Below are 21,201 nucleotides of genomic sequence, written 5' to 3'. Positions count from 1 at the left end.
GAGCGGTTCGCTGGCAGGATGGGCCAAGGGTCGTTACCGGGCGCCCCGGATCGGAAAAACGGGGTGCCAGCGCGTACCGGTCCACGCGCGTTCCCACGGCTTGGCGGCTTCCCGGCATTGACCCGAGCGAGAAGCGCTGCTAGCATTTCCGCCCTTTCGCGAGACCAGCTCCCAGTCGGCTGGTCCACACAAGGTATCGCAACGGAGTCCCAGGGAAATGTACGCGATCATCGCAACAGGTGGTAAACAGTACCGCGTCGCCGAAGGCGACGTGATTCGCATCGAGAAACTCGAGGCCGAGGCCGGTTCCGAGGTCGAGTTCGACCAGGTGCTGATGGTCGGTGCGGGTGACGATGTCCGCGTCGGGGCCCCGCTGGTGGACGGTGGCAAGGTCACCGCCAAGGTCGAAGACCATGGCCGCGCCAAGAAGATCCACATCATGAAATTCCGGCGGCGCAAGCACTCCCAGAAGCAGATGGGACACCGCCAGCATTACACCACCGTGCGCATCACCGGCATCGCCGGCTGATCGCCGCAGGCATTCAGGAGAGCTGAACCATGGCACATAAAAAGGCAGGCGGCAGTACCCGCAACGGGCGCGATTCCGAGAGCAAACGCCTGGGCGTGAAGCGCTTTGGCGGTCAGGTTGTGCGCGCCGGCAATATCCTCGTTCGTCAGCGCGGGACGCAGTATCATCCCGGTGAGGGCGTGGGTTGCGGCAAGGATCATACGCTGTTCGCCAAGGTCGACGGCCAGGTCGTCTTCAAGGTGGGCGGTCCGCACAACCGTCGTTTCGTGAGCATCCAGCCGCAGCAGTAAGCCGGCCGGACAGCGAAGCGTTCGCGAAAAGCCCCGTTCGACGGGGCTTTTTTTGTTCTGTACTTCGGGAAGCAAGCAATGAAGTTCATCGACGAGGCCACCATTACCGTAAAGGCCGGCGACGGCGGGAATGGCTGTGTCAGCTTCCGCCGCGAGAAATACATCCCCTTTGGCGGACCCGACGGGGGTGACGGCGGGGATGGCGGCTCCGTATGGCTGGTGGGCGACGAAGGCCTTAACACCCTGGCCGATTTCCGCTACCAGCGACGGTTTGATGCCGAGCGCGGCGAGAACGGCAAGGGGCGCAATCGCACCGGGTCTTCTGGCGAGAATCTGGAGATCGCGGTGCCGATCGGTACCCAGGTGCGCGATGCCGAGACCGACGAGATCCTGGGTGATGTGACCCATGAGGGTCAGCGCCTGCTGGTCGCTCAGGGCGGCTTCCACGGACTCGGCAACACCCGGTACAAGTCCTCCACGAATCAGGCCCCGCGGCAGAGCAAGCCGGGCACGCCGGGCGACCTGCGCAAGTTGTCGCTGGAGCTGATGGTGCTGGCCGACGTCGGTCTGCTGGGCCTGCCGAATGCCGGCAAGTCCACACTGCTGGCGCGGGCCTCGGCCGCGCGCCCGAAGATCGCCGACTACCCGTTCACCACCCTGATTCCGCAACTGGGCGTGGTGCGCATCGGGGTCAACCAGAGCTTCGTGATCGCCGACATCCCCGGGCTGATCGAGGGCGCGGCCGAGGGCGCGGGGCTGGGTACCCGTTTCCTCAAGCATCTGGCCCGCACCCGCTTGCTGCTGCACGTGGTGGACGTGTCACCGCCGGACCCGGAGGCCGATCCGCTGGTGGACCTGCGCACCGCGATCACCGAACTGGAGCACCACAGCGACAAGCTGGCGGCCCTCCCGCGCTGGATCGTGCTGAACAAGAAGGAACTGCTGGATGCCGAGGAACTCGCGGCCCTGGTCGAGCGCGTGCGTGCGGACCAGGGCGAGGCGCATCCGGTGTTTACGATCTCCGCGGTGACCGGCGAGGGCGTGGACGCCCTGCTGCAGGCGGTGATGCGCCATGTCGAGGAGGCCGCGCAGGCGGCCGCCGAGGCCGATCGGCGGGGTGCGATGGGGACGCCGGAGGACAAGCCGGAGGACCCGGCGTGACAGCGGCCGCCACACGGGCGCTCCCGGCCATTCGCCGGGTGGTCGTCAAGATTGGCAGCGCATTGATTACTGCCGATGGCGCCGGGCTCGACCGCCCGGCGCTGGAGTCCTGGGCGCACCAGATCGCGGCGCTGCGCCGGCGCGGGCTGGAGGTGATCCTGGTCTCCAGTGGGGCGGTGGCCGAAGGCATGCGCCGACTGGGCATGACCGAGCGCCCGCACCAGTTGCACCACGTGCAGGCCGCCGCCGCGGTCGGGCAGATGGGCCTGGTTCAGGCCTACGAGCGCGAATTCGCCAGCCACGATCTGCATGCGGCGCAGGTCCTGCTGACCCACGACGACCTCGCCGACCGCTCGCGCTACCTGAATGCCCGCAGCACTATGCTGGCCCTGCTCGAGATGGGCACGATCCCGGTGGTCAACGAGAATGACACGGTGGCCTACGAGGAGATCCGCCTCGGCGACAACGATACCCTGGCCGCGCTGGTGGCCAACCTGGTGGTGGCCGACCTGCTGCTGATCCTGACCGACCAGGACGGTCTGTTCGATCGCGATCCGCGCAAGCATGCGGATGCCCGCTTGATCCAGGAGGGGCGGGCCTCGGATGCCGAGCTGCACCGCTACGTGGCGGCCGATTTCGGGCGCCTGGGCCGGGGTGGGATGGCGACCAAGCTGCTGGCGGCCGAACGCGCGGCGCGTTCCGGCACGCATACCGTGATCGCCTCCGGCCGCGAGGCGCAGGTGATGGGGCGGGTGCTGAAGGGCGAGCCGCTGGGCACCTGGCTGAAGCCGGATCGCGAACCCCTGGCGGCGCGCAAGCGCTGGCTGGCGGATCAGCTGCACTCGCGCGGGCAGCTCCAGCTGGATGCCGGGGCCGCGCGCGTGCTGCGCGAGTCGGGCAGCAGTCTGCTGCCGGTAGGCGTGGTCGCTGTCGAGGGGGATTTTCGCCGCGGCGAGGTCGTGACCTGCGTGGATCCGGACGGGACGGCCGTGGCGCGCGGGCTCACCAACTACGCGGCCAGCGAGATTCAGCGCATCCAGGGGCAGCGTGCCGATCGCATCGAGGCGGAGCTCGGCTATCTGCTCGAGCCGGAACTGATCCACCGGGACAATCTCGTCCTGCTTTCCTGACCGCCACCGGATGCTGCTGTCCTGCGTGGGTTTGTGAAACGACAGTTGTGGGAGCGTGCTTGCACGCGAAGCCCCTGCCAGAGTCTGACGCGGGCAGGGGCTTCGCGTGCAAGCACGCTCCTACGGGATTTGGGGTGTGCTGACCAGGTATCCGGGTTCCTGGCGGTGGGGGCGGGCACGTTGGTGGGGGTGTGCGTGACGGAGGCCATCCCGGCTCTCCGCCGCGCTGCGGCCGGGATGGCCTTGCAGGTGCTGACCCCAGGCTACCCACTTCCTTCTTACCCCTTCGCGCGCTTCCCGTCTTCCTGTTACACGCGATTGTCTGTGTGCCGTCGGTGGTTAAAGGCCGGGAGACCGCGGCTCAGTTGTCGCCGTGTGTGCCGGTGACTTCCAGGTCCAGGCGCCCGCGCGCCAGCCGCGCATGCACACGCTCGCCGCTGGCGGTCTGATCCGCGGAGCGCAGGACTTCGCCCTCTGTGGTCTGCAGGATCGCGTAGCCGCGTTCCAGCACCGCCTCCGGACCCAGTGAGCGCAGCTGGCGCGCGGTGGCGTCCAGCTGCCGCTGGCGGGCGACGAGGGCCTGGTGGGTGGCGGTTTGCAGTTGGCGTTGCAGGCGCGCCAGGGCCTCGCGCCGTTGCAGGATGTCGTGGTCCGGACGCACCCGCGCCAGGCGCTGGTGCAGGTGATCCAGGCGCATGCGGGCGGAGGCCAGGCGGTTGCCGGGCGAGGCACCGGCCAGGCGTAGTTGGGCGCGTTGCAAGCGCGCCCGGGCGCGTTCCTCGAGGCGCGACCAGGCGCGGTTCATGCGCTCGCGCTGGTCGTCCAGGCGCTGGGCGTTGCGCTCCAGCATTTGCCGCGGGTGGCGACGCTCCAGGCGGGTGTGCAGGGCAGTCAGGGTCTGCTGGTGACGTGCCACGCGCTGGCCCAGCAGTCCGGTCAGGCGTTCGCGGGCCCGCGCCAGCTGGTGGCGCAGGGTCGCGGCATCCGGGCTGACGGCCTCCGCCGCGGCGGTGGGTGTGGAGGCGCGCAGGTCGGCGACGAAGTCGGCGATGGTGGTGTCGGTCTCGTGCCCCACACCGCTGACCACTGGGATCGGGCAGGCGGCGATGGCGCGCGCGACGCTCTCGTCGTTGAAGGCCTGCAAGTCCTCCAGGGAGCCGCCGCCGCGGGCGAGGATGAGCACGTCGACCCGGCCCTCGGCCGCGGCCTGTTCCAGTGCCGCGACGATCTGGCCGGCGGCCTGGGCGCCCTGCACCGCGGTGGGGTAGAGCGTGACTGGCAGCAACAGCGGGAAGCGCCGGGCCAGGGTGCGCTCGATGTCGTGGCGCACATCGCCCTGGGTGGAGGTGATGACGCCGAGACGGTGGGTCCAGGCGGGCAGCGGCTGCTTGCGTTCGGCGTCGAACAGTCCCTCGGCGGCGAGCTTTTCCTTCAGGCGCTGGAAGGCGGCCAGCAGGCGGCCTTCGCCGGCCGGTTGCAGGGCCTCGACGATCAGCTGGAACTGTCCGCGGGCGCCGTAGATTCCGGCGCGCCCCTGGATCTGTACCGCGTCGCCGTCGGCAAAGCGGGCGGCCTGGCGGGACCGGCCGCGGAACAGCACGCAGCTCACCGAGGCGTTCTCGTCCTTCAACGAAAAGTACTGGTGCCCGGATGCGTATTGACGCAGGTTGGATACCTCGCCCTCCACGCGCACGAGGCCCAGCCCGTCACGCAGCAGGCCGTCGGCACACTGGTTGAGTTCGGTTACGGAAAAGACGGGGGCGTCGCTCATGGGGGGCTCGATGGTTACAGACGGGTGAAGACGCGCTGGAAGACATCGGTGCCGCGCCCGACCGGGTCGACGCGCAGGCGAGCCTCTTCCTCCGCGAGGGCGTGGAACAGGCCGTCCATGGTGTGGTCCAGCACATGCCCGGCCAGGTCCAGGCGGACGTTCGCCAGGAACGGGATGTCGCGCATGCGCGACTCCAGCTCGCGGTGGGTCGTCATGGCCTCCACGGCGTCCAGGCTGTCCTTGATCGCGGGACGCATGGCCTCGGCCAGGCGCGGGCGCATCTGCGTCTCCAGATGGTGGGTGGCGGCATCCTCGGCCCCCAGCAGGATGCCGCGAGCGTCGTCGAGATCGAGTGCGAAGATCGCCCGGATGAAGGGTTCCCGGGCCTGCCATACCGCATCCTCGGCCGCGCGGTTCATGCGCTCCTCCAGGGTGTCCAGCGGTGCGGCCATGCCGAGCCGACCCAGCGAGCGCCGTGTGGTGGCGAGCACCTCGGGCAGGGGGATGCGCACGTCCGGGTTGCCGTAGAAGCCGTTGCGCCGGCTGAGGGTCTCGGAGGCGGCGTGGGTCGCGATGACCAGGGCCTCATGCACCGCCTCGATCAACTCCGCGGTCGACAGCCCGGAGAATTCCGGTGGCCGGGTGATCAGCGAGCGGAACATGTCCTGACCGAAGCGCCACCAGTCGGCGTGGGCGCTGGACGCAGTGGCCAGGCCGAGGCCGGGGGCCAGCAACAGGGCCAGCGCGGTGCGTCGGGTGATGCGGGCCGTAGGCGCGCGCTCGGGCATGGGTCTCGCCTGGCAGGGGGCTCGGGATGGATTCGCATCCTATCAGGGTGATGTCCGGGCGTCTGCGCACGGCCCTCGCATGTGTGTCTGTGCTTGTCCCGGAAGGGCCCGAATTCTATACTGAACGGCTATTTATCCGCCCCCGGGGTTTTCTCCCTTGCGTCCCGGCGGGCCTGGCCTGGAGTGGTGCATGCGGATACTCGGTGAAGCCCTTACCTTTGATGATGTACTGCTGATCCCGGGGCATTCGAATGTCGTTCCGCGTGATGTCGATCTGAGCACCCGGATTACCCGCGAGATCACGCTGTCCGCCCCGCTGGTGTCGGCGGCGATGGATACCGTCACCGAGGCCAATCTGGCGATCGCGATGGCCCAGGAGGGCGGGCTCGGGATCGTGCACAAGAATATGTCGGCAGAGGCCCAGGCCGCCGAGGTCCGGCAGGTCAAGAAATACGAAAGCGGTGTGATCAGCGAGCCGATCACCATCGGCCCGGATGCGAGCATCGGCGACGTGGTCGCGCTGACCGACGCCAATCACATCTCCGGCGTGCCGATCGTCTCCGGCAACGACCTGATGGGCATCGTGACCTCCCGCGATCTGCGTTTCGAGACCCGCATGAACGCCCCGGTCTCCGAGATCATGACCCCGCGCGAGCGGCTGGTGACGGTGCCCGAGGGCGCCGACCGCGCCCACGTGCTGGAACTGCTGCACAAGCATCGCATCGAGAAGGTGCTGGTGGTGAACGACGATTTCCAGCTGCGCGGGATGATCACGGTCAAGGACATCCAGAAGTCCACCGAGCACCCGCATGCCTCCAAGGACGAGCGTGGCCGCCTGCGCGTGGGTGCCGCGGTGGGTGTGGGTGACGGCACCGACGAGCGCGTGGCCGCGCTGGTCGAGGCCGGAGTGGACGTGCTGGTGGTGGATACCGCGCACGGGCATTCCCAGGGCGTGCTGGATCGCGTCGCCTGGGTGAAGAAGCACTACCCGGACGTACAGGTGATCGGTGGCAACATCGCCACCGCCGATGCCGCGAAGGCCCTGGTCGCGGCCGGGGCCGACGGTGTGAAGGTCGGCATCGGGCCGGGCTCGATCTGCACCACCCGCATTGTGGCCGGCGTGGGCGTGCCGCAGATCACTGCGATCTCGGATGTATCGGAGGCGCTGAAGGGTACCGGCGTGCCGATGATCGCCGACGGTGGCGTGCGCTTTTCCGGGGACCTGGCCAAGGCGATCGCCGCGGGCGCCGATTGCGTGATGCTGGGCTCGATGTTCGCCGGGACCGAGGAGGCCCCGGGCGAGGTCGAGTTGTACCAGGGCCGCTCCTACAAGATCTATCGCGGCATGGGCTCGCTGGGCGCGATGCAGCAGGGCTCGTCGGATCGCTACTTCCAGGACCCGAATAGCTCGCCCGACAAGTTCGTGCCCGAGGGCATCGAGGGCCGGGTGCCGTACAAGGGCTCGATCGTCGCGATCATCTACCAGCTGATGGGCGGGCTGCGCTCGTCCATGGGCTATGTCGGCGCACACAATATCGAGGAGATGCGGACCAAGCCGCATTTCGTCCGCGTGACCGCCGCCGGCATGCGCGAGAGCCATGTGCACGACGTGGCGATCACCAAGGAAGCCCCGAACTACCGCATGGACTGACCCGGCCACGATGGCCGGGTATCCCCTCTGACAGCCTCCCGGCCCACAGGCCGGGATACCGGATGACCACATGACCCAGGATCTTCACGCCCACCGCATTCTGGTGCTGGACTTCGGTTCCCAGTACACCCAGCTGATCGCCCGCCGCGTGCGCGAGGCCAGGGTCTACTCCGAGGTGCATCCCTGGGATATGCCGGCGGCCGACATCCGTGCGTTCAATCCCACTGCGATCATCCTCTCCGGCGGCCCCGAGTCGGTGAATGTCGACCAGCCCCCGCGCGCCGAGGATGCGGTGTTCGAGCTGGGGGTTCCGGTGCTGGGCATCTGCTACGGCATGCAGACCATGGCCGCGCAGCTGGGTGGTCGGGTCGAGCCGTCGGAGCGCCGCGAGTTTGGCTACGCCCAGGTGCGCGCCCGTGGCCATACGCCGCTGCTGCGCGACATCGAGGATCACACTACGCCGGAGGGCTATGGTCTGTTGGACGTGTGGATGTCGCACGGCGACCACGTGACCGAGCTGCCGGAGGGCTTCCGCCTGATGGCCTCCACCGACTCCGCACCCATCGCCGGCATGGCCGACCCGGATCGCGGCTTCTACGGCGTGCAGTTCCACCCCGAGGTGACCCACACCACCCAGGGCCAGCGCATCATCGAGCGCTTCCTGCACGACATCTGTGGCTGCGAGGCGCTGTGGACCGCGGACAACATCATCGACGACATGGCCGCGCGGGTGCGCGAGCAGGTCGGGGACCATCACGTCGTACTGGGCCTGTCCGGCGGGGTGGACTCCTCGGTGGTCGGCGCGCTGCTGCACAAGGCGATCGGTGACCAGCTGACCTGCGTGTTCGTGGACACGGGCCTGCTACGCGAGGGCGAGGGTGACCAGGTAATGGCGACCTTCGCCCGCCACATGGGTGTGCAGGTGATCCGCGTGGATGCCGAGGAGCGCTTCATGAGCGCCCTGGCCGGCGTCCAGGACCCGGAGGCCAAGCGCAAGATCATTGGCGGGTTGTTCATCGACGTGTTCGACGAACAGGCCGCGAAGCTCAACAACGTGCAGTGGCTGGCCCAGGGCACGATCTACCCGGACGTGATCGAGTCGGCCGACTCCAAGACCGGCAAGGCCCACGTGATCAAGTCGCACCATAATGTGGGCGGCCTGCCGGAGAACATGAAGCTGGGCCTGGTCGAGCCGCTGCGCGAGCTGTTCAAGGACGAGGTGCGCAAGATCGGCGTCGAGCTGGGCCTGCCTACCGAGATGGTCCATCGCCACCCGTTCCCCGGGCCGGGCCTGGGCGTGCGCATCCTCGGCGAGGTCAAGAAGGAATACGCCGACCTGCTGCGCCGGGCGGATGCGATCTTCATCGAGGAGCTGCGCAAGGCGGATCTCTACGACAAGACCTCGCAGGCCTTCGCGGTCTTCCTGCCGGTGAAGTCGGTAGGCGTGATGGGCGACGGTCGGCGCTACGACTACGTGGTCGCACTGCGCGCGGTGGAGACCATCGACTTCATGACCGCGCGCTGGGCCCACCTGCCGTACGACTTCCTCGACCACGTCTCGCGCCGCATCATCAACGAGATCCCCGGCATCTCCCGCGTCACCTACGACATCTCCGGCAAGCCCCCCGCCACCATCGAGTGGGAGTGACTGGAAAGACCCGCAATGTCGGGTGCTGACCGGCGTCACAGCTGAGACTTCAGGATCCTGCGTTGCGTCACTTGCCGGTAGAATCCCTACCGGCAAGCGCGCCGCGCCTCGTCTCGGAAAACAGCGGCCGCCAACGCGGACGTGCGAATTGATCAGTGTCTGCCTAGACTGAACTGAGACGGGGCGGATTTCCCGGAATATGCGGATTCCATGTTCAGACGCTTCAGAACGGGTGACTTGATTATCGCGGTGTTGCTGCTGCTGCCGGCGCTGGTGGCATGGCCGCGTTGGTGGCCGCGGCCGGGCGCCGGTCCGGCGGAGGTGCTGTCGACACTCGGTCATCTGGCCGGGGTGCTAGGTCTGAGCGCGCTGCTGGTCGGTGCAATGCTGAGCGTGCGCCTGCCGGGCCTCGACGGCTGGTTCGGCGGTTTGCCGCGCATCTGGACCCTGCACCGGATGCTGGGTTTCTCGGCCTTCATCCTGATCATGCTGCACGTGGTACTGCTGGCCTTCGGGGCGCTGCCAGTCTCTCCGGGAATGGCGGTACAGGTGCTCTTTCCGCCCCTTGAATACGGGGCGGTGTGGATGGGCTGGGGCGCACTGGTGCTGATGGTGATTTTTCTCGCGCCCACCTTTCAGTTTTTCGGCAGGCCGCATTACCAGCGCTGGAAGCGCCTGCACCTGTTGTCGGTACCCGCGTTCCTGCTCGCGTTCACGCACGCCGTCATGCTCGTGGAGCATGCGCTGCTCTGGTGGGGGCTCGCGGCCCTGGCGGTCGCCGCGGTGTTCTGGCGCAAGGTGCTTTCCCCCCGGCTGGGGCGCCATGACTATACCGTCGAGGCCGTGACCGCCCTTGCGTCCAACGTGGTGGAGATCACCCTCGCTCCGAGGGGCCGGGCCATGTCGTACACCGCGGGACAGTTCATGTACCTCACCCCCTACGACCCGGAACTGGAAGCCGGCCGGGGGGAAGAGCACCCCTACACCATCTCATCGGCGCCGAGCGAGGACGTTGTCCGGGTGGGCATCAAGGCCCTGGGCGATGCCAGCCGGGCATTGCAGACGGTGAAACCGGGTACCGCCGTGCAGATCGAGGGCCCCTACGGCCAGTTTTTCGAGCGATGCGACCCGCAACGCAAGCAACTCTGGTTCGGCGGTGGCATCGGCATTACGCCCTTCGTGTCCGGTGCCCGGACGCTCCAGCGGCAGCCGGGGTCCGGGCCGGATGTCACCCTGATCTACCTGGCCAACCGGCTGGAGCGCGCCTACTACATGGACGAGCTTCGGGAGATCGCGGAGGGGCATCCGCATTTCGATGCTCAGATCCATTATTTCCAGGATCGCGGCCCCGTGGACGAAGCGTTCATCCGCTCGCATTGCCCGGACCTGGAGGAACGGGAGATCTACATCTGCGGACCGCCCGGCATGGTGCAACACCTGATGGGTCTGCTGAGCCGCGCCGGTGTACCCAAGGGCCGCATTCATACGGAGGCGTTTGATTTCCTATGACCGTGAACAAGATTGCCTACACCGCGTTCGTGGCCTTCTGCACCGTGATCGTCACCCTTTGGGCCGTCAGCGCGCTGGTCGCGGAGACTCGTGAGGCCGACGACGATCAGGGCCTTGTTACGGAGGAGGAACTCGCTGCCCACGACAGTGGCGAGAGCTGCTGGAAGGCCATCGATGGCCAGGTGTACGACGTGACGGAATACATTCCGCGTCATCCCACTTCCGCGGACGTCATGCTGGAGTGGTGCGGCCGTGATGCCACGGAGGCCTGGTACAACAAGACGCCCGGGCGTCCGCACAGCTCCAGGGCCGCCGCCATGCTGGAGCAGTACCGGGTAGGGGAACTTGCCGATGCGCCGGCGCCCCCGGCACGGCCCGAGCCACCGGCGCCCGCACAGGAACCCGCCGCCCATCCGCCGGGCAGGGTGCTACTCGGCCTGTCACCCGGGAGCTACCTGGATGGCCGCTACCGCGGCGTGTTCTCGGACCGAGGCGCCATGCAGGTCAATATCCAGTTCGATCTGCGGGACCATCATTTCCACAACGTCAGCTTTCGGTACCTGAGCTACCGGGGGGTGGATTATCTGGCGCTGGAGGAACACGAGGAACTGCATGCCGTGATGCGCCAGCACCGACAGGCCATCGATTACCTCGAGGGCCGGCCCCTGTCGGCCATGTTCGATCTCTACGCGCCGGAGGACGTGGTGGACGACATCGACGCCTTTACCGGCGCGACCCTGCGCGGAAACAAGCTGATCTCGGCCATTCGTGATGCGCTCAACCGGGGCGTCTATCAGTGGCCGTGACATGGCCGCGCGGGTGCGCGAGCAGGGCGGCGATGGCCCTGTGGTGCTGGGCCTGCCCACCGGGAGGGTCCATCGCCACCCGTTCCCCGGGCCGGGCCTGGGCGTGCGCATCCGCGGCGAGGTCAAGAAGGCATACCCCGACCTGCTGCGCTGGGCGGATGTGGTCTTCATCGAGGAGCTGCGCAAGGCGGATCTCTACGACAAGACCTCGCAGGCCTTCGCGGTCTTCCTGCCGGTGAAGGCGGTGGGCGTGATGGGCGATGGCCGGCGCTACGACTACGTGGTCGCACTGCGTGCGTCGAGACCATCGACTTCATGACCGCGCGCTGGGCCCACCTGCCGTACGACTTCCTCGACCACGTTTCGCGCCGCGTCATCAACAAGATCCCCGGCATCTCGCGCGTCACCTACGACACCTCCGGCAAGCCCCCCGCCACCATCGAGTGGGGTTAGCATCCGCCTGGACACGAATGCAGTGTTTCCCTGGAAGTACCCAATAGGGTGGCGCACTACTCCAGTTGGGATGGGGGGGGTAGACGTGGCAGTATCGTGGTCTATCGACCCCTTACCACGGAAAACCCGGTTGAAAACGCCTCCCTGCCCCGGAAACGAACAGGAACGGTTGCGAGCGCTGTGGGCAAAGGGGCTCCTGGATACCCCGGACGAGGAGCGGTTCGACCGGTTGACCCGTCTGGCCAGGCGGATGTTTGGGGTGTCGGTCGCGCTGGTTTCGCTGGTCGACGAGAACCGGCAATGGTTCAAGTCACGGCAGGGACTTGAAGCCCCGGAGACGGGGCGCGATATCTCCTTTTGCGGTCACGCGATCCTCGGCGACGCCATTTTCGAGATCAGCGATGCGCGCGCGGATCCGCGATTTTCCGATAACCCCCTGGTAACGGATGAGCCGCATATCCGGTTTTACGCCGGCGCGCCGCTGACCACGGCCGATGGTTATCGTATTGGAACGCTTTGCCTGATTGACGGCCAACCGCGGCAGCTGAGCGACGACGAACGGCGAGCCCTGCGGGATCTGGCCGATGTCGTCGAAGCGGAGATCAACTCCAGTGAGCTGCACTCGCTCAGCGGTGCCCTCGACGACCTGCGGCGGCTCGGTGAGGTCATTACCCGTGCCCAGTCGGAGTTCATTCGCGATGCGGATCACGACCGGCGCCGTGCCTTCGACGAACTGCTCACGGATATCCTCGACCTGACCGACAGTGAATACGGATTCATTGGCGAGGTGCTGAACACCCCGGAAGGGCTGCCCTACCTCAAGACCTACGCCATTACCGATATCGCCTGGAGCGCCGAGACCCGTGCCTTCTACGCGGCCAATGCGCCCCAGGGGATGGAGTTCCATAACCTGGAGACCCTGTTCGGCGCGGCCCTTACCAGCGGCGAGCCAGTGATCGCGAATGACCCTGTCCACGATCCGCGCAGCGGCGGCTTGCCCGAGGGTCACCCGGCGCTCAATGCCTTTCTCGGCATCCCGATCCATCATGGTGGCGAGTGGATCGCCATGCTGGGGATTGCCAACCGCCCGGGCGGCTACGACCAGAAGCTGGTGGATTTCCTGCAGCCGCTGCTGGTGACGCTGGGGCAGTTGACCGATGCGGCGCGCACCCAGCGCCGGTACCGCGCCGATCAGGCGGAGCTGGCGCGCCTGTCGCGCGTGGCGAGCGAGACCACCAACGGCGTGATCATTACCGATGCCGAGGGCCGGGTCGAGTGGATCAACGACGGCTTTACCCGGCTGAGCGGGTACACCCTGGACGAACTGCGCGGACGCAAACCCGGCAAGCTGCTGCAGGGCGAGGGGACGGATCCGCAGGCGGCGGCGAGGATCGGGGCGGCGGTGGCACGGGGCGAGCCGTTTCAGGTCGACATGGTGAACTACAGTCGGGACGGTCGGGCGTACTGGGTCCGCATCCAGGGCAATCCGCTGCGCGATGATCGTGGGGCATTGCAGGGTTTCATGGCCATCGAGTCCGACGTCACGCGTGAAAAGCAGGATGCCGAGCGCATCCGGGAAAGCGAGCAACAGTTTCGCTCGCTGGTCGACAACATTCCCGGCATCACCTATCGCTGCCTGCCAGACGAACACTGGACCATGGTCTACATGAGCGACCAGGTGGACCCGTTGTCGGGCTATCCCGCGAGCGAGTTCATCGATAACGCGGTGCGCAGCTACGCCAGCGTGATCCATCGCGAGGATGCGGCGGCCGCCGAGGAAGCAGTCGACCAGGCGCTGCGCGCCGGGACCGACTGGCTCGTCGAGTATCGCATCCGGCATCGCGATGGCGGCATCCGCTGGGCGCAGGAGCGGGGTTCGGCGGTTCGCGACGGGGATGGTCGGGTGCGCTACCTCGATGGTTTTATTCTGGATGTGACCCGGGACCGGGAGAACCGCGAACAGCGCCAACACCAGTTGGAGGCCTTTGCGGCACTCAACGAAATTGCGTCGATGACGTCGCTGGGGCTCGATGAACAGCTCGAACGGGCATTGCAGCTCGGGACTGACTTCCTGGGACTGGAACTGGGCATCGTCAGCCGCATTCGCGGCGACGATTACGAGGTGCGCGCCTTTGTCGCACCATCCGCTTCGCTCCTGGAGCGTGGTCAGCGCTTTCCCCTGGGCCGCACTTACTGTGACCTGACCCTGGCGGCCGGCGACCTGGTGGCCATCGATCATATGGCAGCCTCCGAGAACCGTGGGCATCCGTGTTACGGGGACTTCGGACTGGAGGCCTACATCGGCGTGATGCTGGAAGTGCAGGGCGAACGTTATGGCACCCTGAGTTTTTCCTCGGTGCAGCCGCGTCCGGTTCCGTTTGGCGAAGGCGAACGCATGTTCGTGCGGCTGCTCGCGCGCTGGATCGGTTCGGCCATCGAGCGCGATGAGGCCGCGCGAGCCGTGAAGCTCAGCGAGGCCCGCCTGCGCGGGCTGTTCGAGCTATCGCCGGTCGGCATTGCCCTGAACGATTATGAGACCGGGGCGTTTGTGGACCTCAACGAGGCCCTGTTGCGACCGACCGGTTATACCCGCGAGGAATTCACCGCCCTGAGCTACTGGGATGTCACCCCAAGGGAGTATGAACCGGCGGAGCGGCAGCAACTGGAGAGCATGGAGGCGACCGGTCGTTACGGTCCGTTCGAGAAGGAATACATCCGCAAGGATGGCAGCCGCTATTCGGTGGTCCTCAACGGGATGGTGGTCTACGACAACACCGGGCGCAAACTGATCTGGTCGATCATCGAGGATATCTCGGAGCGCAAGCGCATCGAGCGCATGAAAAACGAGTTCATCTCCACGGTCAGCCATGAGTTGCGCACGCCGCTCACCTCGATCTCCGGTTCCCTGGGGCTGGTGGCCGGTGGCGCGACGGGGGCGTTGCCGGAGCGGATGCGGGAGATGCTGGAGATCGCCCACAAGAACAGCCAGCGCCTGGAGTTGCTGATCAACGATCTGCTGGACATGGAAAAGCTGGTGGCTGGCAAGATGCGCTTCGAGATGCGGGAACAGGCGCTACATCCGTTGCTGGAGCAGGCAGTCCGGGGCAATCAGGGCTACGCCGGTCGCTACGGGGTCAGCCTGGTCCTGGAGGCGGTGGGCGACGGGATCCGGGTCGAAGTGGACGCTGACCGCCTGCAGCAGGTTCTGGCCAATCTGCTCTCCAACGCGGCCAAGTTCTCGCCGGAAGGCGGCGAGGTTACGGTTGCGGTGGACAGTGGCGAAGAGCGGGTGCGCGTCTCGGTCAGCGATCACGGCCCCGGTGTCCCCGAGGAGTTCCGCGAACGCATCTTTCAGCAGTTCTCCCAGGCCGATGCGTCGGATACCCGTCAGAAGGGCGGCAGTGGGCTGGGGCTGGCGATCACCCGCGAACTGGTGGAGCGCATGGGCGGCGAGGTTGGTTTCGAATCGGTGCCCGGTGAGGGTACGACCTTCTGGTTCCAGCTAGCGTGCGTCCGCGAGGAGGGCACGGCGTGATGCTGCGCTTGCCGGATCCAGGGCATCGCGGGCTCGCGACGGTCGTGCTTGCTCTGCTGGCGGTCGCCGGCAATTACTTCCACCTGCCGCTGCTGTTTGGCCTGGACTTCATCTTCGGGTCCATTGCGGTGATGCTGGCGGTGTTGCTCCTGGGGACCCTGCCCGCAGTCATCGTCGCGATCGCCGGCGGGCTCTACACCCTGGTCCTGTGGGGCGTCCCCTACCCGATGGTGGTCTTCGTGATCGAGGCGCTGGTGGTGGGGCTCCTTTACCGGCGTTGGCTGCGCAACGTGGTGCTGGCAGACCTGCTGTACTGGCTGGTCATCGGCGTTCCGCTGGTCCTGTTGTTCTATCGCGGCATGGTCGGCATGGACTGGGAGCCCACCACCATGATTGCCCTGAAACAGGGGGTCAATGCGCTCTTCAATGCGCTGATCGCCAGTCTGCTGGTGCTGTTGTGGCGGTTGTCGGGACGCGGCGAGGTGGGCTCCCGGAGGGAGCGGCCTTCCCTGGCCAGCCTGTTGTTCCATGCAATGCTTCCCGTGACCCTGCTGGCGGGCCTCGCACCCATCCTGCACGAGAGCTATAGCCAGCGGGGCGAGCAGGAGGCCTTCATGGCGGAGCGCCTGCAGGGTCACGTCGAAAACCTGGCCGGCCGGCTCGAATCCGATTTCCGCGCGGGCCGGGAGCGCTACGACTACCACCTGGAACGGGTGCAAACTCGTGACGATCTGGGGCTTGCCATTGTTGCATCGGATGGCCGAATACTGGCCAGTCGGGGCGAGGTGCGGAGCGTGCAGGAGGCACTGGAAGGCTGGGTCGAGGACCGGGGCCACGGCCTCTCGATCTGGCTGCCGGACGGCGCGATGTCGGCCGTGGGTCGCTGGGGGCAGGGCTCCTATTTCTTCGCCGAGCCGCTGGGTGCTGCGCCGGAAATTGGCCAGGTGTACGCGCAGATTCCGGCGGCCCCAGTGGTCAGGGCGCTCGAGGAGCAGCGCGTCGAGCTGTTTGCACTCCTGACCGTGATCGTGGCCCTGGCCGTAATGGTCTCTGCCGGACTGAGTCACGCGATCAGCCGTCCGTTGCGCAAACTGGATGCGGTGAGCGCGGGGCTGGGAACGGACATCGCCGCGGGGCGTTTACCGGTACTGCCAGCTAGCCAGATCTTGGAGTACGACGGCCTGGCGGGGACTCTCCGCGAGATGTCCCGGCAGCTGGGGGCCAGTTTTCGCCAGCAGGCGCAGGCTCGCTCCGAGCTCGAGTCCCAGGTTCGCGAACGTACCTCGGAACTCGCGCACACCGCGGATCAGTTGCAGGCTGTTCTGGTGGCCGCGTCGGAGTTCGCGATTGTGGTGACGGATTGCAATGGCCTGATCACCCTGTTCAACCCAGGTGCGGAGAAGATGACGGGCTATGCCGCCGACGACCTGGTCGGCAAGCAATCACCCGCCCTGTTCCATCTCTCCGAGGAGATTGCAACACGCTCGGCCGAACTGAGCGCCGCCTATGGACGGTCTGTCGAGGGCTTCCGGGCCTTTACCGAGGTAGCGGATCGCGAGGGTGCGGAAACGAGGGAGTGGACTTTTGTGCGCAAGGACGGTGTGCGCATCCCCGTCTCCCTGACGGTGACACCCAAGACCGACCAAAAGGGAAATATCACCGGCTACCTGGGTATCGCCGAGGATATCACCGAGCGCAAGGCCGCTGAACAAGCCCTGCGCGAGAGCGAACAGCGCTTCCGGGATACCGCCAAGCAGCTGACACTGGCTGCCGAGGCGGCACAACTGGGCGTATGGGATCTGGATCTGGCCAATGGTCGGCTTGACTGGGATGCAGGGATGTTCCGGATCTACGGTATGGCGGAGCAGGATTTCGGCCATGTCCCGGAAGACTGGATCCACGCTTTGTTGCCGGAATCCCAGGAGCAGGCTACGGCGGACTTCGAGCATGGACTGGCCCACCCTGAAACCCCCTATGAGTCCGAATTCCGCATTCGTCGGGGTGACGGCGAGATCCGCCATATACGCGCCATAGCCCAGGCCATATCCGGCCCGGGAGGGCGCGCAGAACGGGTGATCGGCATCAATGAAGACATCACCGAGCGCAAGGCGGCCGAAACGGCGGTAGTGGAACACGCCCAGCACACACAGGCCATTCTCGACAACATGGTGGACGGCATCATCACCATTGATGTGAACGGGATCATGCAGTCATTCAACCCCGCCGCGAAGCGCATCTTCGGTTATGCGGCCGACGAAGTGCTGGGCCGCAACGTCCGCATGCTCATGCCCAGTCCTCACCGCGAGGCCCATGACAGTTACCTGCGCAACTACCAGAGAACCGGAGTGGCACGCATCATCGGCATTGGTCGCGAGGTGGAGGGCCAGCGCAAGGATGGCAGTCTGTTCCCCATGGAACTGGCGGTGTCGGAGATTACCCAGCATGGTCACCCCCTTTACGTGGGGATGGTGCGCGACATCACCGAGCGCAAGCGGGTGGAACGCATGAAGAACGAATTTGTCTCCACCGTCAGCCACGAACTCCGGACGCCCCTCACGTCGATCTCGGGGGCCCTTGGCATGGTGGCCAGTGGGACCCTCGGCGAATTGCCGGGAAAGGCGGGGGAAATGGTTGCGATTGCCCAGCGCAACAGTGAGCGTCTGACGCTGTTGATCAACGATCTGCTGGATATGGAGAAGATCGCGGCGGGCAAGCTGCACTTCGAGATGCGGCCGCAACCGCTGAAGCCCCTGCTCGAGCAGGCACTGGAGAGCCATCAGAGCTATGGCGAGCAACACCGGGTGGAACTGGTGCTCGAAGCCGCCGCGCCCGGAATCGTGGTGCGGGCCGACGGCCGGCGCCTGATGCAGGTGATGGGCAATCTGCTGTCGAACGCCGTGAAGTTCTCGGTCCCCGGCGGCTCGGTTCGGGTCTCAGCGCAGGCCCTGTCCGCGCCGGACGCCTGCGTCCGGGTGAGCGTCGCGGATGATGGTCCAGGGGTTCCCGAAGACTTTCGCGAGCGCATCTTCGAGAAATTCGCACAGGCCGATGCCTCTGACACGCGGCAGAAGGGTGGCACGGGTCTGGGCCTGGCGATCACCCGGGAACTGGTGGAACATATGGGTGGGCGCATAGGGTTCGACTCGGTAGAAGGCGCGGGGGCCACCTTCTGGTTCGAACTGCCCCTTGCCCTGGACTCGGGGTCCTTTGCATCAACCGCAGGACGGTAGCTGCGCGCGGGCCGAGACGCGCACAGCACTGGAGCCATCCAACCCGAAGGAGCCGAACGTGGCCGAGCTGCAACGCATTCTCTATGTCGAAGACGAACCGGATATTCAGGCGGTCGCCGAACTGGCCCTGGAGACGGTCGGCGGCTTTACCGTCAAGATCTGCGCCTCGGGCGAGGAGGCGGTGCGCGATGCGGAGGCCTTCGCGCCCGACCTGATCCTGCTGGATGTGATGATGCCGGGTATGGACGGACCGTCGACCCTGGAGGCGCTGCGCGGGATTCCGGCGCTGGCCGAAGTGCCGGTGGCCTTTATGACGGCCAAGGTTCAGCCCTCCGAGATCGAGCACTACAAGTCGCTGGGGGCCCGTGACGTGATTGCCAAGCCTTTCGATCCCATGGCGCTCTCGGATCAGGTACGGCGTATCTGGCAGGGGGCCGCATGACGCCGACCGATGCCGAGCAGGCCCTGACCACACGGCTGGAAGAACTGCGATCCCGGTATCTGGAGCGGCTCCCGGACGAGTTCGCCGAATTGAGCGCGCTCCAGGGCAGACTGTCCGGCCAGGAACAGGATCGCGACGTGCTCGATGAGCTGCAGCAGCGTCTGCACAAGCTGGCCGGATCCGGCGGCAGTTTTGGGTGCGCGTCGCTGAGTATCGCGGCGCGCTCTCTGGAGCAGCGGATCGGAGCCTGGCTGGAGGCGAAGGAGTTGTCGCTGGATGCGCCGACGCGCCGGTCTCTGATGGACGAGATCGAGGCTCTCTCTCGTACTGTGCCCGAACGCCCGGAGCGCCCGGAGCGCCCGGAGCGCCCGGCTTTCCGGGTGGCTCCGGAAGCCCGGACAACCTCGGACAGTACGCTCGAAGTCTGGTTGGTAGAGGACAACGCGGAGCTGTGCCGGCAACTGCAGCAACAGCTCGAGTCCTTCAACTACGAGGTTCGCGTGTTCCGGAGCATCGATGAGCTCAAGGGGGCGATGGAATCCCGGGAGCCGGACTTGTTGCTCGTTGACGTAATGCTGGAACAGGGGCGCGAAAACGCGACCGAGCGACTGATGGACTCCCCGCAGGTCCAGGCGCTGGAGTGCCCGCTGATCTTCCTCTCCGCGAATGACGACTTCCCGTCGCGCGTGCGGGCGGTTCAATTGGGGGCGGAAGGCTATTTCCTGAAACCGCTGGATGTGCCCCGCTTGGTGAACCGGATCACGCAGATCTTCGAGGAGCGCCGTGCACCGCCGCAACGTGTGCTGATCGTGGACGACGATGCCGATCTTGCCGAGCACATGCGGCTGGTACTGACCGCGGTCGGGATGGAGGCCAGAGTGCTGGCGTCGCCGAATGACGTCATGGACACGATCGCTACGTTCCGGCCGGAACTGGTGCTGATGGATCTGTACATGCCCGAATACGCGGGCACCGACTTGGCGGGGGTGATTCGCCAGCACGAGGCCTACACGCATCTGCCGATTGTCTATCTTTCCGCGGAAACCGATATCGAGCGACAGATCGACGCCATGGGTCGAGGTGCGGACGACTTTCTGACCAAGCCGATCTCCGACCTGCAACTGGTGGCGGCCGCGCGCTCGCGGATCGTGCGGGCCCGCCAGCTGGAGGACCGAATCAACAAGGACAGCCTGACCGGGTTGCTCAAGCACGCCAGTATCAAGGAGGCCGCCAACCGGGAGGCGCTGCGCGCCCGCCGGATCGGTCGGCCGGTCACGCTGGCGATGCTCGATATCGACCACTTCAAGGTGGTTAACGACACATACGGGCACGCCGTGGGGGACGTGGTGATCAGCTCGATCGCAACCTTGCTGCGTCAGCGCCTGCGTCAGTCCGATATCATCGGCCGCTACGGTGGGGAGGAGTTCGTTGCGGTGCTGCCGGAATGCGAAGCGGAACATGCCCAGGGCGTGCTGGAGGATATCCGCCGGAACTTTGCGTCACTGGATTTCGGCCGCAAGGGCGAGCGCTTTGGTTGCACCATCTCCATCGGCATGGTGTGTTCGGCCGCCTACCCTGACCAGGACGGCCCCGGACTGCTGGTCGCCGCCGACGAGGCGCTCTACAAGGCCAAGCGCGGTGGTCGTAATCAGGTCCAGCAGGGGTTCCCGGCTCACACGCGCGAGGTCACGGACTAAACAGGGTGCGATGTGGCGCCTTGTGCGACGTGCTGCATTTCAACCCTACCCCGCTAGCAACCGGTGGGCCGCAGCCCCGATCACGCGGATCACGATCGCGGCTGGGACCCGCCCAACGCCGAACAGCCGTCGATTGGTGCCGCGGGCGGCGTCTTCCGGGGGGCGCACTCGCCCACTCGGGTTCGGCATAGGCGGTATCCCGCCCGTGGCGCAGCAGGTCCAGCATCGTGTCGATGAAGTCGTCGTCGAAGGCGAAGGGGTCCAACCCGGCGCTAGCCGAAGCGTTGTAGCAGCCAGCGAACGTCCATGGCTGCAGCGACTATTTCATCGACCACTTGCCTGATCCCAGGCCCACCAGTGACTGCGCAGGCAGCACCCGGACCCCCTCGTGGCGGTCAATACACGTTCACATGGCGCGGGCTGGACGTCGCATCTTCCTCGTGGGCGTATTCCCACAGTCTATATACCGATTCCCACATGATACTGATGCCCACATGGCTAGGCGGCTGAGTGTGCCTGTCCGTTAGGGTGGTGGATTTCGCGCCTCTGTTCGCTACCGCG

The 21,201-nt window shown here is 66.3% G+C and carries 14 protein-coding genes and 1 pseudogene; 13 read left to right on the top strand and 2 right to left on the bottom strand.

The annotated features are described in order from the left end of the window. The first annotated feature begins 217 nt into the window (after window positions 1–217). From rplU to proB, 4 genes are all read left to right on the top strand, one after another. Entirely contained in the window at window positions 218–529 is a 312-nt protein-coding gene (gene rplU / locus D578_RS0105010; protein WP_018146302.1) for a 50S ribosomal protein L21, read from the top strand. A 29-nt stretch (window positions 530–558) separates the two neighbouring features. Next, window positions 559–819 (top strand): 50S ribosomal protein L27, encoded by a 261-nt coding sequence (rpmA, locus tag D578_RS0105005; RefSeq protein WP_017941884.1) that lies wholly within the window; start codon window positions 559–561, stop codon window positions 817–819. Window positions 820–897: 78 nt separating this feature from the next. Continuing rightward, window positions 898–1,980 carry an Obg family GTPase CgtA gene (cgtA, locus tag D578_RS0105000; RefSeq protein WP_018948875.1) on the top strand — a complete coding sequence of 361 codons (1,083 nt, stop codon included), beginning with the start codon at window positions 898–900 and terminating at the stop codon, window positions 1,978–1,980. Continuing rightward, window positions 1,977–3,110, top strand: coding sequence for a glutamate 5-kinase (gene proB, locus D578_RS0104995; protein ID WP_018948874.1), 1,134 nt, complete (start codon window positions 1,977–1,979; stop codon window positions 3,108–3,110). The genes cgtA and proB overlap by 4 nt, the downstream gene beginning before the upstream one ends. Window positions 3,111–3,471: 361 nt before the next feature. Here the strand turns inward: proB and xseA are convergent, their stop codons facing one another. After that, entirely contained in the window at window positions 3,472–4,881 is a 1,410-nt protein-coding gene (xseA, locus tag D578_RS0104990; protein WP_018948873.1) for an exodeoxyribonuclease VII large subunit, read from the bottom strand. Window positions 4,882–4,895: 14 nt separating this feature from the next. Beyond that, window positions 4,896–5,669, bottom strand: coding sequence for a DUF4197 domain-containing protein (locus D578_RS0104985; RefSeq protein ID WP_018948872.1), 774 nt, complete (start codon window positions 5,667–5,669; stop codon window positions 4,896–4,898). 190 nt (window positions 5,670–5,859) lie between these two features. Between D578_RS0104985 and guaB the strand changes: the two genes are divergently transcribed. The 9 genes and pseudogenes from guaB to D578_RS0104935 all read left to right on the top strand — a co-directional run bounded on the left by guaB (window position 5,860) and on the right by D578_RS0104935 (window position 20,640). Beyond that, complete coding sequence (guaB, locus tag D578_RS0104980) at window positions 5,860–7,320, top strand: IMP dehydrogenase (protein WP_018948871.1); 1,461 nt, start codon at window positions 5,860–5,862, stop codon at window positions 7,318–7,320. Between the two features lie 70 nt (window positions 7,321–7,390). After that, window positions 7,391–8,968, top strand: coding sequence for a glutamine-hydrolyzing GMP synthase (gene guaA / locus D578_RS0104975; protein ID WP_018948870.1), 1,578 nt, complete (start codon window positions 7,391–7,393; stop codon window positions 8,966–8,968). Between the two features lie 210 nt (window positions 8,969–9,178). After that, window positions 9,179–10,477: a ferric reductase-like transmembrane domain-containing protein gene (locus D578_RS0104970; RefSeq protein WP_018948869.1), complete on the top strand. Its 1,299-nt coding sequence runs from the start codon at window positions 9,179–9,181 to the stop codon at window positions 10,475–10,477. Next, entirely contained in the window at window positions 10,474–11,283 is an 810-nt protein-coding gene (locus D578_RS0104965) for a cytochrome b5-like heme/steroid binding domain-containing protein (RefSeq protein WP_018948868.1), read from the top strand. Before D578_RS0104970 ends, D578_RS0104965 begins: the two co-directional genes overlap by 4 nt. A gap of 46 nt (window positions 11,284–11,329) precedes the next feature. After that, window positions 11,330–11,736, top strand: a pseudogene (locus D578_RS0104960) (GMP synthase (glutamine-hydrolyzing)); the annotation flags it as partial. A 196-nt stretch (window positions 11,737–11,932) separates the two neighbouring features. Continuing rightward, a complete protein-coding gene (locus D578_RS0104950; protein ID WP_255349547.1) occupies window positions 11,933–15,271 on the top strand; it encodes a PAS domain S-box protein in 3,339 nt (1,112 codons plus the stop codon). After that, entirely contained in the window at window positions 15,271–18,501 is a 3,231-nt protein-coding gene (locus D578_RS0104945) for a PAS domain S-box protein (RefSeq protein ID WP_018948865.1), read from the top strand. The genes D578_RS0104950 and D578_RS0104945 overlap by 1 nt, the downstream gene beginning before the upstream one ends. A 58-nt stretch (window positions 18,502–18,559) precedes the next feature. Next, entirely contained in the window at window positions 18,560–18,943 is a 384-nt protein-coding gene (locus D578_RS0104940; RefSeq protein ID WP_018650426.1) for a response regulator, read from the top strand. Continuing rightward, window positions 18,940–20,640 (top strand): diguanylate cyclase, encoded by a 1,701-nt coding sequence (locus D578_RS0104935; RefSeq protein WP_018948864.1) that lies wholly within the window; start codon window positions 18,940–18,942, stop codon window positions 20,638–20,640. The genes D578_RS0104940 and D578_RS0104935 overlap by 4 nt, the downstream gene beginning before the upstream one ends. Window positions 20,641–21,201 lie beyond the last annotated feature (561 nt).

Origin of the sequence: Thioalkalivibrio sp. ALMg11, from assembly GCF_000377905.1 — a bacterium.
Lineage (GTDB): Bacteria > Pseudomonadota > Gammaproteobacteria > Ectothiorhodospirales > Ectothiorhodospiraceae > Thioalkalivibrio.
The sequence above is the reverse complement of the archived record's forward strand: the minus strand, read 5'-3'. Positions and strand labels throughout refer to the sequence as shown.

Bases quoted from the DNA above. Each gene is read 5' to 3' on its own strand.
- D578_RS0104965 (WP_018948868.1), top strand. From the start codon at position 10,474: ATGACCGTGAACAAGATTGCCTACACCGCGTTCGTGGCCTTCTGCACC.
- guaA (WP_018948870.1), top strand. From the start codon at position 7,391: ATGACCCAGGATCTTCACGCCCACCGCATTCTGGTGCTGGACTTCGGT.
- D578_RS0104970 (WP_018948869.1), top strand. From the start codon at position 9,179: ATGTTCAGACGCTTCAGAACGGGTGACTTGATTATCGCGGTGTTGCTG.
- rpmA (WP_017941884.1), top strand. From the start codon at position 559: ATGGCACATAAAAAGGCAGGCGGCAGTACCCGCAACGGGCGCGATTCC.
- D578_RS0104945 (WP_018948865.1), top strand. From the start codon at position 15,271: ATGCTGCGCTTGCCGGATCCAGGGCATCGCGGGCTCGCGACGGTCGTG.
- xseA (WP_018948873.1), bottom strand. From the start codon at position 4,881: ATGAGCGACGCCCCCGTCTTTTCCGTAACCGAACTCAACCAGTGTGCC.
- guaB (WP_018948871.1), top strand. From the start codon at position 5,860: ATGCGGATACTCGGTGAAGCCCTTACCTTTGATGATGTACTGCTGATC.
- cgtA (WP_018948875.1), top strand. From the start codon at position 898: ATGAAGTTCATCGACGAGGCCACCATTACCGTAAAGGCCGGCGACGGC.
- rplU (WP_018146302.1), top strand. From the start codon at position 218: ATGTACGCGATCATCGCAACAGGTGGTAAACAGTACCGCGTCGCCGAA.
- D578_RS0104935 (WP_018948864.1), top strand. From the start codon at position 18,940: ATGACGCCGACCGATGCCGAGCAGGCCCTGACCACACGGCTGGAAGAA.
- D578_RS0104985 (WP_018948872.1), bottom strand. From the start codon at position 5,669: ATGCCCGAGCGCGCGCCTACGGCCCGCATCACCCGACGCACCGCGCTG.